The organism is Pediococcus stilesii (assembly GCF_001437075.1).
Taxonomy (GTDB): Bacteria; Bacillota; Bacilli; order Lactobacillales; family Lactobacillaceae; genus Pediococcus; species Pediococcus stilesii.
On record NZ_JQBX01000017.1, the window covers coordinates 27,456 to 39,643 of the forward strand.

Annotated in this window: 16 protein-coding genes and 1 other annotated feature; of the genes, 15 read left to right on the forward strand and 1 reads right to left on the reverse strand. The window is 38.8% G+C overall.

Annotated features, from left to right (window positions below):
• Entirely contained in the window at nucleotides 1-333 is a 333-nt protein-coding gene (locus tag IV81_RS07570; protein ID WP_057803879.1) for a GNAT family N-acetyltransferase, read from the reverse strand.
• A 132-nt stretch (nucleotides 334-465) separates the two neighbouring features.
• Between IV81_RS07570 and IV81_RS07575 the strand changes: the two genes are divergently transcribed.
• The 15 genes from IV81_RS07575 (at nucleotide 466) to rplL (ending at nucleotide 12,104) form a co-directional block, all read left to right on the forward strand.
• Entirely contained in the window at nucleotides 466-1,002 is a 537-nt protein-coding gene (locus IV81_RS07575; protein ID WP_057803881.1) for a dCTP deaminase/dUTPase family protein, read from the forward strand.
• 93 nt (nucleotides 1,003-1,095) lie between these two features.
• Nucleotides 1,096-2,466: a DNA repair protein RadA gene (gene radA / locus IV81_RS07580; protein ID WP_057803883.1), complete on the forward strand. Its 1,371-nt coding sequence runs from the start codon at nucleotides 1,096-1,098 to the stop codon at nucleotides 2,464-2,466.
• Between the two features lie 16 nt (nucleotides 2,467-2,482).
• Nucleotides 2,483-3,604, forward strand: coding sequence for a PIN/TRAM domain-containing protein (locus IV81_RS07585; protein WP_057803885.1), 1,122 nt, complete (start codon nucleotides 2,483-2,485; stop codon nucleotides 3,602-3,604).
• Nucleotides 3,605-3,676: 72 nt separating this feature from the next.
• Nucleotides 3,677-5,164: a glutamate--tRNA ligase gene (gltX, locus tag IV81_RS07590; protein ID WP_057803887.1), complete on the forward strand. Its 1,488-nt coding sequence runs from the start codon at nucleotides 3,677-3,679 to the stop codon at nucleotides 5,162-5,164.
• 194 nt (nucleotides 5,165-5,358) lie between these two features.
• Nucleotides 5,359-6,771, forward strand: coding sequence for a cysteine--tRNA ligase (cysS, locus tag IV81_RS07595; RefSeq protein WP_057803889.1), 1,413 nt, complete (start codon nucleotides 5,359-5,361; stop codon nucleotides 6,769-6,771).
• The gene (locus IV81_RS07600) at nucleotides 6,764-7,177 is read left to right on the forward strand and encodes a Mini-ribonuclease 3 (protein WP_057803891.1); all 414 of its coding nucleotides are present in this window, start codon (nucleotides 6,764-6,766) and stop codon (nucleotides 7,175-7,177) included. Before cysS ends, IV81_RS07600 begins: the two co-directional genes overlap by 8 nt.
• Nucleotides 7,170-7,928 (forward strand): 23S rRNA (guanosine(2251)-2'-O)-methyltransferase RlmB, encoded by a 759-nt coding sequence (rlmB, locus tag IV81_RS07605; protein ID WP_083484702.1) that lies wholly within the window; start codon nucleotides 7,170-7,172, stop codon nucleotides 7,926-7,928. Before IV81_RS07600 ends, rlmB begins: the two co-directional genes overlap by 8 nt.
• Before the next feature lie 120 nt (nucleotides 7,929-8,048).
• Nucleotides 8,049-8,624, forward strand: coding sequence for an RNA polymerase sigma factor (locus tag IV81_RS07610; protein WP_138474522.1), 576 nt, complete (start codon nucleotides 8,049-8,051; stop codon nucleotides 8,622-8,624).
• A 55-nt stretch (nucleotides 8,625-8,679) separates the two neighbouring features.
• The gene (gene rpmG / locus IV81_RS07615; RefSeq protein ID WP_057803893.1) at nucleotides 8,680-8,829 is read left to right on the forward strand and encodes a 50S ribosomal protein L33; all 150 of its coding nucleotides are present in this window, start codon (nucleotides 8,680-8,682) and stop codon (nucleotides 8,827-8,829) included.
• 12 nt (nucleotides 8,830-8,841) lie between these two features.
• Entirely contained in the window at nucleotides 8,842-9,012 is a 171-nt protein-coding gene (secE, locus tag IV81_RS07620) for a preprotein translocase subunit SecE (RefSeq protein WP_057803895.1), read from the forward strand.
• A gap of 92 nt (nucleotides 9,013-9,104) precedes the next feature.
• Nucleotides 9,105-9,650, forward strand: coding sequence for a transcription termination/antitermination protein NusG (gene nusG, locus IV81_RS07625; protein ID WP_057803896.1), 546 nt, complete (start codon nucleotides 9,105-9,107; stop codon nucleotides 9,648-9,650).
• A 127-nt stretch (nucleotides 9,651-9,777) separates the two neighbouring features.
• Complete coding sequence (gene rplK / locus IV81_RS07630; protein WP_057803898.1) at nucleotides 9,778-10,203, forward strand: 50S ribosomal protein L11; 426 nt, start codon at nucleotides 9,778-9,780, stop codon at nucleotides 10,201-10,203.
• A 92-nt stretch (nucleotides 10,204-10,295) separates the two neighbouring features.
• Nucleotides 10,296-10,985 (forward strand): 50S ribosomal protein L1, encoded by a 690-nt coding sequence (gene rplA, locus IV81_RS07635; protein ID WP_057803900.1) that lies wholly within the window; start codon nucleotides 10,296-10,298, stop codon nucleotides 10,983-10,985.
• 47 nt (nucleotides 10,986-11,032) lie between these two features.
• Nucleotides 11,033-11,160 (forward strand) — a sequence feature (ribosomal protein L10 leader region).
• Between the two features lie 27 nt (nucleotides 11,161-11,187).
• Nucleotides 11,188-11,694, forward strand: a complete 507-nt coding sequence (rplJ, locus tag IV81_RS07640) for a 50S ribosomal protein L10 (protein ID WP_057803901.1) — start codon at nucleotides 11,188-11,190, stop codon at nucleotides 11,692-11,694.
• Nucleotides 11,695-11,738: 44 nt separating this feature from the next.
• Complete coding sequence (gene rplL / locus IV81_RS07645) at nucleotides 11,739-12,104, forward strand: 50S ribosomal protein L7/L12 (RefSeq protein ID WP_057803903.1); 366 nt, start codon at nucleotides 11,739-11,741, stop codon at nucleotides 12,102-12,104.
• The last annotated feature ends 84 nt before the right edge of the window (nucleotides 12,105-12,188 follow it).

A 12,188-nucleotide genomic window follows, 5' to 3' on the forward strand; every position in this document is an offset into this window, starting at 1 on the left:
TTAATCTTCCTTTCGAGTAACGATATTTTGCTTAATTTTTGTTTCAGTAATTTGATTATGCATATCTAAATCAGATAAGTCAGGGTGGTCTAACAAATATTGTCTGGCAAAGGGACAAAGTGGATAAATTTTTTGTCCATTTTCAACGGCAAATTCGATAAAATCTTTCATTAACTTTCCACCCCAGCCTTGACCGCGAAAGCTAGGATTAACAAAAACTTCTTCGCAAATCAAGGTATCGAGATCTGGAATTTTTGAGTAAAGTACCTGACCAATCTGGATTTCGTCAGAATTGGTCCAAAAAAGTCGCGTTTCTTCGACATTTCTTTTCATACAATAACGGCCTCCTTCCTATGTAATATTGTCGCCAAGAAAGCGCATAAAGTCAATTGGTTCAAGAGATTTACGTTTACAAAATTGTTTATTCAAAGGATAATAAAATAAACAAATAGTGGAGGCATATCAATGGGAAGAGGATTTGAAATTATTAGCAAATATCAGGGACAAAATTTAAACTTACCCCAACGGCAAACGAAGGCAGCTGCGGGATACGACTTTGAGGCGGCGGAAGATTTTTTGTTACCAAGTATTTGGAAAATTAATTTTGTTAAAGTATTGTGGGCTTTACGTCACCAAGAAAATGTTCAAGAAGACGTTTTAAAGGCAGCAAAAGCAGAATTGAAGCCGTATCTAGTACCAACCGGAATTAAAGCCTACATGGAAAGTGATGAGTATCTAATGTTGGCAAATCGTTCAAGTAATCCATTAAAGCGAGGACTGATTTTGCCAAACGGTGTTGGAATTATTGATTCTGATTACTACAATAATGCAGCCAACGAGGGTGCGATTTTCATCCAATTGGTTAATTACGGTATTACTGATATTAAAATTAAAAAGGGTGAAAGAATCGGACAAGGAATCTTTATGAAGTATTTGACGGCCGATAAGGAAGTGAATGCTAGCCAAGTTCGAACGGGTGGTTTTGGTTCAACCAAGATGTAATTTAAAAATCAATAAAGGTCAAACAAATTATTAAAAAATCAGGGTAATAAATGCTATTCTAGTCTATACGAATTATACTTAGGGGGTAGTGGATTGGCGAAGGTTAAAACACAATTTTTATGTACCAATTGTGGTTACGTTTCTCCAAAGTTTTTAGGGCGTTGTCCTAATTGTGGAAAATGGAATACGTTGGTTGAAGAACGGATTAGCGAACCTAAAAATGAACGCAAAAGTCGGGTTAGTTTTGAAGGGAAAAGCAGTAAGCCACAATTAATTTCAGAAGTGAAGATGCACGAAGAGCCGCGCGTTAAGACGGGGATGGAAGAATTTAATCGAGTTTTAGGTGGCGGAGTGGTTGACGGGTCACTAGTTTTAATTGGTGGTGATCCAGGAATCGGAAAATCAACGCTTCTATTACAACTTTCAGGACAATTAGCCGCAACGGATCGGGATGTTTTATACGTATCGGGGGAAGAAAGTGCTTCCCAGATCAAAATGCGGGCGGAACGTTTACAAGTGAATAGTGAACGTTTTTATCTTTATCCGGAAACTGATATGTCAAATATTCGTTCGGTAATTGAAGAATTGCATCCAGAATATGTCATCATCGATTCTGTACAAACGATGCAAGAACCGGATATTGATTCTGCGGTCGGAAGTGTTTCTCAAATTCGAGAAATTACGGCCGAATTGATGCAAATCGCGAAAACAAATAATATTACGATTTTTATCGTCGGACACGTTACCAAAGGTGGTGCGATTGCTGGTCCCAAAATTCTTGAACATATGGTAGACACCGTACTATATTTTGAAGGTGATCTTCACCATACGTATCGAATTTTAAGAGCGGTTAAAAATCGTTTTGGTTCAACCAATGAGCTTGGAATTTTTGAAATGCGTGAGGAAGGGCTTCGTGAAGTCGCTAATCCTTCGGAAATTTTTTTAGAGGAACGTTTAAAAGATGCCAACGGCTCGGCAATTGTTGTATCAATGGAGGGGACTCGACCGATATTAGTTGAAATTCAGGCGTTGATTACTCCAACCATTTTTGGGAATGCTCAGCGAACGGCAAGCGGATTGGATCGCAACCGTGTTTCGCTGATTATGGCGGTTCTTGAAAAAAGAGCCAACATGACTCTTCAAAACCAAGATGCCTACTTGAAGGCCGCTGGTGGCGTTAAGTTAGATGAGCCGGCAATTGATTTAGCGATTGCAATCAGCATTGTATCCAGCTTTAAAAATCGGGGAACGCGGCCAACGGATAGTTTTGTGGGTGAAATTGGGTTAACCGGCGAAATTCGGCGAGTTAATCGAATTGAACAACGGGTTGCGGAAGCGCAAAAACTTGGCTTTCAACGAATTTTAGTGCCCAAAAATAATTTAAAGGGTTGGACACCACCCAAAGGAATTGAAGTTGTGGGTGTGGAAACCATCGCGGATGCAATTCGAAAGGCATTTAACTAGAAAGGAGGTGAAATAAATGAAAAATTTAAAAAAGCGAATTGTTCAGGCTGTTTTTGGTCTGGCCGGTGGAGCTTTGGGTGTAACCTACCTACCAATCGTGTGGATGTTGTTTAAGGTCAATGCGATAGTGTTGTTAAATAATGGAATAACCAACTTTGTTATTGGTGCAATTATTTTCTGGATTCTGTCCATTTTTCTAGCTGATTATGTCCTGAGTTTAATGAACCGCGCTGAAAAAGCTCTTACTGAAGCATCACCATTGTATTTAATTACTGGTAGTGTGGGGACGGTACTGGGGCTTGTGATTGCAATTTTAATCTCAACTCTTTTTTATCGTTCTCAAATTTTCTTTTTGAACACGATTATCCCTTTGATTTTAATGTTAATACTAGGTTATCTAGGTTTTCGGATCGGGACAACGCGTTTTAACGAATGGAGAAAGCTTTTCCAAGTTCGCAAGCGTGACACTAACAGTCAAGTGCTTGATCGAAGGGCCGGAGAAAACTACCATCACTATAAGATTTTAGATACAAATATCTTAATTGACGGGCGAATTTATGATTTAGTTAAGACGGGACTACTTGAAGGAACCTTATTAGTTCCTAACTTTGTTCTTTATGAATTGCAGTACATTGCGGATTCTGCAGATAGCATCAAGCGGGTTCGTGGGCGACGTGGATTAGACTTTTTGAACAAACTTCAAAATGAAAAAATTATGCCAATTGAAATGTATGATGGAGATTATGAAGAAATTGAAGAAGTCGACAGTAAATTAATCCAATTAGCAAAGGATAAAGATGCGATTGTTGTTACGAACGACTATAACTTGAACAAGGTTAGTCAATTTCAAAACGTTCAAGTTTTAAATATTAATGAACTTGCAAACGCGTTAAAGCCACGGGTGATTCCGGGGGAAACGATGAAAGTTCATGTTGTTAAAAATGGAACCGAACGGCAACAAGGGGTCGCGTATTTAGATGATGGAACGATGGTCGTTGTCGAAGATGGAAAACTCTACATTAGCGAGACGATTGAAGTTGTTGTTACTAGTGCAATTCAAACTGATGCTGGACGAATGATTTTTGCAAAACCGGTTCATTCAACAAAGGAGATTACACATAATAAAGAGAAGTCATAAGAGGCTTTATTTATTACACATATAAATGTAAAATGAAATCATTGTGACATATTTTTTGGAGAGGTGTTAATTTTGGCAAAGCAAGAAATTCGAGTTCGTTATGCTCCAAGTCCAACTGGACATTTGCATATCGGAAATGCACGAACAGCCTTATTTAATTATTTGTTTGCTCGTCATTACAAAGGAAAGTTTATTCTTAGGATTGAAGATACCGATCAAAGTCGGAATATCGCTGACGGTGAAAAAAGTCAGATTGACAATCTTAAGTGGCTAGGAATGGATTGGGATGAAGGTCCGGATAATCCGGGTGAGTACGGTCCTTATCGTCAATCCGAACGAAAAGATATTTATCAACCACTAATTGAGCAATTGGTTGCTGAAGGTAAGGCATATGAGTCATACATGACGGAAGAAGAGTTGGCTGCGCAACGTGAAGAACAAAAAGCCAACGGTGAAATGCCGCATTATGTGGATGAGTATGCAGGTTTATCACCTGAACAAAAAGAACAAAAAATTGCGGATGCAAAGGCTGCTGGAATCGAACCAGTAATTCGGTTTAAGGTCCCTGTCAATACAACTTATGAGTGGGATGATATCGTTAAGGGACACATCTCCTTTGAATCAGAAACAATTGGTGGCGATTTTGTAATTCAAAAGCGTGATGGAATGCCAACTTACAACTTTGCGGTTGTTGTTGACGATCACATGATGAAGATTAGCCATGTTTTCCGTGGTGATGATCATGTTGCCAATACACCAAAACAATTAATGATTTATGATGCCTTTGGATGGGACGCACCACAGTTTGGGCATATGAGTTTAATTATTAACAGCGAGACTGGAAAGAAGCTAAGTAAGCGTGATGAATCAGTACTTCAATTTATTGAACAGTATCGCAGCCTAGGCTATTTACCAGAAGCAATGTTAAACTTCATAATTTTGCTTGGATGGTCACCAGTGGGTGAAAGCGAAATCTTTACGCTACGTGAATTCGTTAAGATGTACGATGAAAAACGGCTTAGCAAGTCGCCCGCGGCCTTTGATGCTAAAAAGTTAGAATGGATCAATAACCAATACGTTAAAGCAGCGGACGAAGACCGAATTATGCATTCTTCATTGTTACAATTGATGAAAGCAGGTAAGATCGAAGAAAATCCTGATCCAATGCGGGTTGAATGGGCACGTAAATTAATCAATCTCTTCAAACGTCAAATGAGTTATACAGCGCAGATTGTTGAATTTACAGATCTCTTTTTTAATGGTCCAGAAGACATTGATGAAGAATCAAAGGCAGAAATGGCAACGGATGATGCACTTCCAGTTTTGAAGGCCTTGGAAACTCAATTTGCGGATATGCCAATTTTTGATACCGTTAATATTTTGGCAGCCATTAAGGCCGTCCAAAAGGAAACGGGAATTAAGGGTCGCAAGTTATGGATGCCAATTCGAATTGCAATCACGCATGAAATGCATGGACCAGAACTTCCAGAAAGTCTGGAATTACTCGGTCATGATTTATCAATGAAACATTTACGTGCAATGATTGAAGAATTAAGCTAATTTAGTTCAAAAGATTAGGAGTTGTGACGAAATTTGATTTTGTCACAACTTCTTTTTTAATTTACAGATGCTTCGGTATCTAAAAATTTTAAAAGAAACCGTGGAAAAAATTGATTGGAACGAAGCCTTTGATTTGCTTTCGAATTTCAATTATCATTATGTAGTAAGTAAAAATCCCATGGGGAGCGAAAAAAATGATTAAATTATATAACACAATGACTAGAACTAAAGAAGACTTTAAACCATTGGTTGATAATCAGGTTTCAATGTACGTTTGTGGACCAACTGTGTACAACTACATTCATATTGGAAACGCTCGAAGCATAATCGCGTTTGATACTATTCGACGTTATTTTGAGTATCGGGGATATAATGTGAAGTTTGTTTCTAACTTTACCGATGTTGATGACAAAATGATTAATTCCGCACGTGATCAAGGAATTACGATGCCCGAACTGGCAGAACGCTATATCAATGCCTTTAAGGAAGATGTTCGCGCTGTTAACGTGGAACCAGCAACGCTAAATCCACGCGCAACTGAAAACATTCCCGAAATTATTGATTTTATAACAGTTCTAATCGAAAAAGGCTATGCCTACGAAGCGCAAGGTGATGTGTATTATCGTGCGCGGAAATTTAAAAAGTATGGTGCTTTATCTCACCAAAATATTAACGAATTGGAACAAGGAGCTAGTCAACACGTCGACGACGAAGAAACTGCTCGTAAGGAAGATCCGATTGATTTTGCACTGTGGAAAGCGACTAAGGGAAATGAAATCGCGTGGGATTCACCTTGGGGATCTGGACGCCCGGGATGGCATATTGAATGTTCAGTAATGTCGACAAAATATTTAGGAGACACATTTGATATCCATGGTGGTGGTGAAGATCTTCAGTTCCCTCATCACGAAAATGAAATTGCCCAAAGTGAAGCCAAAACTGGACAAACATTTGCACGATACTGGATGCATAATGGCTTTGTAACGGTGGGCGATGAAAATGAAAAGATGAGTAAGTCACTTGGAAACTTTGTGACGGTTCATGATCTGGTTAAGGAAATTAATCCCCAAGTGTTACGTTTCTTAATGTCGACAACGCAGTATCGTCGTCCAATTCAATATACGCAAAATAGTCTGCAAGACGCTAAAAATAACTTGGAGAAAGTGCAAAATGCTTTTATTAATCTGAATTACCGTCTAAAGGATGCCAAAGGAGAGCCTGATTATGACACGGCTCGGAAAGCAGACAACTTAGAAAAGGATTTTGTTCAGGCAATGGATGATGATTTTAATGCACAAAATGGAATAGCGGTTGTTTATGAGTTTGCCCGCTTAATCAATGTGTATAGTGAAAAAGATGCAGTCAATGCTGAACAAATAAAACGCTTGGCTAAAATGTATTCAAAAATGGCTTCAATTTTTGGAATTGATCTAAAACAAGAGGAAAATGATGATGTTGAAATTGATCAGTTAGTTAAGCGTCGCGATCAGGCTCGTGCGGATCGTGATTTCGAGACAAGCGATCAATTACGAGATCAATTAAACCAAATGGGAGTTATCCTAGAAGATACCCCTCAAGGAACACGTTGGAGAAAAAGTAATGAGTGAAGAAGTTAATTATCAGGCAATCAACGGGATCGCGCTTGCATACTTAGGCGATGCTGAATATGAAGTTTTTATCAGAAGACATTTAATTGAGCAGGGATTAACGAAGCCCAATCGTCTTCATCATGTGGCAACTAGATATGTTTCTGCGAAGGCGCAAGCAGCTTTAATTGCAGCAATGCAAGAAGCCAATTTTTTGACGAACGAAGAGTTAGATGCTTTTAAAAAAGGTCGAAATGCTAAAAGTCATACATCCGCAAAGAATACGTCCGTATTGACGTATCGAATTTCAACAGGATTTGAAGCGATCGTAGGCTATTTATCACTAACAAATCAAAAAGAACGGCTGGCAGAATTTGCTCAATGGTGTATTGAGCGAGTTGAGGAAGGAAATTTACGTATTGAATAATTCAAAAGAAAATCAACAACCAGACTTTGTGATTGGACGTCATCCAGCAATGGCAAGCTTAAAAAGTGGGCATTCGATCAATAAGGTATTCATTCAGGAGGGACTAAAATCTGAAGGGATTGGTCAAATCATTTCAAAGGCCCAGCAGCAAGGACTTGTAGTTCAACGAGTATCTAAGTCCAAGCTGGATGCGCTCGCTAACGGTCAAAATCATCAGGGGGTCGTTTTGGCGGTAGCGTCATTCGAATATGCCCAATTGGATGATATTTTTAAATTGGCCGAAGAGCGTGGGGAGCAACCGTTTGTTATTATTTTGGATGGAATCGAAGATCCACATAATTTAGGATCAATTTTGAGAACGGCCGATGCGGCTGGAGTCCATGGAGTGATAATTCCTAAAAGAAGGGCCGTGGGATTAACTAGTACGGTCGCTAAAACTTCCGCAGGTGCAATTGAGCGTGTGCCCGTGGTCCAGGTGGGCAACTTGGTTAACACGTTGAAAGAGCTTAAAGAACGTGGACTCTGGATTTTTGGCACCGACATGAAGGGTACCGATTACCGTCGTTGGGATGCCAGTGGGGCTGTGGGCTTGATCATTGGTAATGAAGGAAAAGGAATGGCGCGGCTGACGAAGGATAATGTGGACGAAATGTTAACAATTCCAATGGTTGGTGATATTCAAAGCCTAAATGCCAGTGTTGCAGCTGGACTGCTAATTTATCAGGGATATAATTCCAGACACCAACTTTAAAAATTAGAAACAGGTAATTAGAATTCTGGTTACCTGTTTTTTTAATCCGAAAAACAGCTTTAGAAATTCAATGAAAAGTTGATACTATCATTCCATCGGGTAAAAAGGAATGGTAGAAACTTGGATAATTCTGAAGAAACAAAGATTATTAAACAAATTAAAGCAAATGATTCCAGCAATTTTGAAATTCTATTTAAGAAGTATGAGCCAATTGTAAAAAACATGCGTGGTCGGTATACAATTCATCATTTTGACTGGGATGATTGGCTTCAGGAGGGACGAATTGTATTTTTTAATTCGATTATTAATTTTGATACAGACTTAGGGATGACGTTGGGTGTGTTTTTTCGAGCTAATTTTAGAAATCGAATTTATAGTTTGCTTCGTTTTGAAATGGCTTATAAACGGAAAGCGGGTCTCACCGCGCAGTCGATAGAGGAATTAGATGAAGACTTCGAAAATCGATGTGAGCGGGTTTCTAAGATCACGCCGCATCAGAACCTAACTATTAAGGAAAATTATGTTCAATACGAGGCACTGCTATCGAAATTTGAAAGAGAAGTCTCCGTACTACTATTTCAAGGAAATGAACCTAAGCAGATTGCTAGTATTTTAAAATGTGATGTTGCTAAAATTCAAAACGCATTAATTCGTTGCAAGCAAAAATTAAGCGAACAATTGTATAGCAGGGATTAATTGACAATTCGTTTTTGAGATGATATTGTTTAAGTTTGATAAGGAGGGATTCTTTATGTCCCAAAAGAAAGTCGCACTAGCTTGCACAGTTTGTGGTTCAAGAAATTACACGGTTACCGCAAATCCGCAAAGAACTAGTCGTTTAGAAGTAAAAAAGTATTGTAAGAGATGTAACAAACACACACTTCATAGTGAAACAAGATAGGAGGCGTATTAAATGTTTCGATTTTTTAAGAGCATTGGTCAAGAAATGAAAGAAGTTGACTGGCCCAATTTTAAACAGTTACGTAAAGACTCGACCACTGTTATTTCAACATCGGTATTTTTTATTGCTTTCCTAGCATTAGCCGACTGGATTATCCAAATGTTCCTTAAGCTATTTGTTTAATGGCGTCGCGCTGATATTTTTGTTATAATTTGATTGTTGATGGAAACTTCGTGGATACGGAGTTTTTTTATTTTGAAAAAGGAGCGTCTAACTTGGAAACTGAAGAAAAAAACTGGTATGTATTGCATACATATTCTGGATATGAAAATAAAGTTAAGAATAATTTGGACTCACGTGCTAAATCAATGGGAATGGAAGAATATATTTTTCGTGTAGTTGTTCCCGAAGAAGAAGAAATCGAAGCTAAAAATGGAAAAGAAAAAGTCGTTAAGAAAAATGAATTTCCAGGTTATGTTTTAGTTGAAATGATCATGACGGATGATTCATGGTATGTTGTTCGTAATACACCAGGAGTTACAGGTTTTATCGGTTCTCATGGATCTGGTAGTAAGCCAACGCCTTTATTACCAGACGAAGTTGATCGTGTCCTCAGTCGTTTAGGGATGTCGACTCGTCATGCTGATATTGACGTTGAAGTAGGCGAATTGGTGACAATTGTTGACGGTGCTTTTGAAGGATTAACCGGAAAAATCACTGAAGTCGATGATAGCAACATGAAGATTAAAGTTAATATTGACATGTTTGGTCGTGAAACCAGTACAGAATTAGATATCAACCAGATTGATAAAATTAATTAATTTGAATTTGAACAAATTTTTTTAATATGGTATTATGTCGTAGTATGCCTCGCATACTCAATGTGGGAGAAGAAATATAAATCTTCATCGTGACCACACACGGACTTATTTTAAGGAGGTATGTCTCGTGGCAAAGAAAGTATCAACTATTGTTAAATTGCAAATTCCTGCAGGAAAAGCAACTCCAGCACCACCGGTTGGACCAGCTCTTGGACAAGCAGGTATTAATATTATGGGATTCACAAAGGACTTTAACGCACGTACAGCTGACCAAGCTGGTTTGTTAATTCCTGTTGTAATCACAGTGTACGAAGATCGTTCATTCGACTTCGTTACCAAAACACCACCTGCTTCAGTTCTTTTGAAAAAAGCTGCTGGTGTAGAACACGGTTCAGGCGAACCTAACACAAAGAAGGTTGCTAAGGTAACTTCTGCTCAAGTTAAGGAAATCGCTGAATCAAAAATGCAAGATCTAAACGCTGCAGACGTTGAAGCTGCTATGCGCATGATCGAAGGTACAGCTCGTAGTATGGGATTCGAAGTCGAAGGCTAATACATGAACTGTCGGATACTCCACTAAAGTGGATGTATCAAAGTGGGAGGAAAATCCGCTATAACCACATTTGCTAGGAGGAAAACACACAGATGGCTAAAAAAGGTAAAAAGTTTCAAGACGCTGCAAAGCAAGTAGATGCTTTTAATGCATATGCTCCAAAGGACGCGCTTGAATTAGTTAAGAAAATTGATTTTGCAAAGTTTGACGCTACAATCGAAACAGTATACAAGTTAAACGTTGATACAAAACAAGCTGACCAACAACTTCGTGGTGCCGTTGTTTTACCAAACGGTACAGGTAAGGAACAAACAGTTGTTGTATTTGCAAAGGGTGCTAAAGCTGATGCAGCTAAGGCAGCCGGTGCAGATGTTGTTGGTGATGACGACTTGGTACAACGTATTCAAGATGGTTGGTTAGATTTTGATGTTGCAATTGCAACACCAGATATGATGGGTCAAGTAGGTCGTTTAGGACGGATCTTAGGACCTAAGAACTTAATGCCAAACCCTAAGACTGGTACTGTTACAATGGACGTTGAAAAAGCAGTTGCTGATTCTAAGTCTGGTAAGGTTACATACCGTACAGACCGTGATGGTAACGTTCATGTTCCAATTGGTAAGGTATCATTCTCTGCTGACCAATTACTTGGTAACTTACAAACAATCAATGACACAATTGTTCGTTTACGTCCTGCATCTGTTAAGGGTGCTTACGTTCAAAACGTATCAGTTGCATCAACATTTGGACCAGGAGTTAAGGTTGACTTTACTCAATTCTAAATTCTCTTGATTTGTTCCGAACGCTATGATATATTACTAAGAGTGAATTATAACTGAATAATTTACCTAAGACTCAGGTGGTCATGTTTGGCCTTAATATATTGCCTGCCGAGGAACGTGTAGAAACTATTCGTATCTCAGAGTCTTTCTGGGGTACGAATTTTTTTATGGTTCATCAAAATCATTCAGGAGGTGAGATACATTGAGTAAAGAAGCTATCGCAAAAAAAGCTGCAATCGTTGACGAAATTGCTGATCAATTAAAGGCTGCTACTTCTGCAATCGTTGTTGATTCACGTGGTTTAACTGTTGCTGAGGTAACAGACCTACGTAAACAACTTCGTGACGCTGGTATTAAGTTGAGCGTTATCAAGAATAAAGTGTTAACACGTGCTGCTGTTAAAGCTGGTTTTGAAGGAATGGACGACGTGTTCGTTGGTCCTTCAGCTGTTGCTTTCTCAGAAGATGATGCTGTTGCACCTGCTAAGATTTTGAAGACTTTTGCTGACAATAATGACAACCTTTCAATTAAGGGTGGTATTATTGAAGGTGAAGTTGCCGATATCGATAAAATCAATACATTTGCTACATTGCCTAGTCGTGAAGACTTGCTTGCAATGCTTGCTAATGAATTCATGTCACCTGTACGTGACGTTGCATATGCACTTAAGGCTGTTGCTGATAAGAAGTCTGAAGAAGACGCTGCATAAGCATATAACAACATTTAATTACAATTAATTTGGAGGAAACAAAAATGGCATTAGATAAAGACCAATTCATTGAAGACTTAAAAGGTGCTTCAATCTCAGATTTAAACGATCTTGTTAAAGCAATCGAAGACGAATTCGGCGTTTCAGCTGCTGCTCCAGTTGCTGCAGCTGGTGCTGCTGGCGGTGCTGCAGAAGCTAAGACATCATTCAACGTTGAACTTACATCAGCTGGTTCAGCTAAGATCAAAGTTATCAAGGCAGTTCGTGAAGCAACAGGTGCTGGTTTGAAGGATGCTAAGGACATGGTAGACAATGCTCCTACAGTTATCAAAGAAGACCTTTCAGAAGACGATGCTAACGAATTAAAAGCTAAGCTTGAAGAAGCTGGCGCATCAGTAGAAGTTAAGTAATTTTAACTACTATTTCAAAATCCCTTATTTCTGGTTATATCAGGAATAGGGGATTTTTTGGGCTGTCCGTCAATTGGTGTGATG

What these genes read in the sequence shown, in the direction of transcription:
- IV81_RS07570 (WP_057803879.1), bottom strand. Translation starts at nt 333, where the DNA reads ATGAAAAGAAATGTCGAAGAAACGCGACTTTTTTGGACCAATTCTGAC.
- IV81_RS07575 (WP_057803881.1), top strand. Translation starts at nt 466, where the DNA reads ATGGGAAGAGGATTTGAAATTATTAGCAAATATCAGGGACAAAATTTA.
- IV81_RS07585 (WP_057803885.1), top strand. Translation starts at nt 2,483, where the DNA reads ATGAAAAATTTAAAAAAGCGAATTGTTCAGGCTGTTTTTGGTCTGGCC.
- cysS (WP_057803889.1), top strand. Translation starts at nt 5,359, where the DNA reads ATGATTAAATTATATAACACAATGACTAGAACTAAAGAAGACTTTAAA.
- IV81_RS07600 (WP_057803891.1), top strand. Translation starts at nt 6,764, where the DNA reads ATGAGTGAAGAAGTTAATTATCAGGCAATCAACGGGATCGCGCTTGCA.
- rpmG (WP_057803893.1), top strand. Translation starts at nt 8,680, where the DNA reads ATGTCCCAAAAGAAAGTCGCACTAGCTTGCACAGTTTGTGGTTCAAGA.
- secE (WP_057803895.1), top strand. Translation starts at nt 8,842, where the DNA reads ATGTTTCGATTTTTTAAGAGCATTGGTCAAGAAATGAAAGAAGTTGAC.
- rplA (WP_057803900.1), top strand. Translation starts at nt 10,296, where the DNA reads ATGGCTAAAAAAGGTAAAAAGTTTCAAGACGCTGCAAAGCAAGTAGAT.
- rplL (WP_057803903.1), top strand. Translation starts at nt 11,739, where the DNA reads ATGGCATTAGATAAAGACCAATTCATTGAAGACTTAAAAGGTGCTTCA.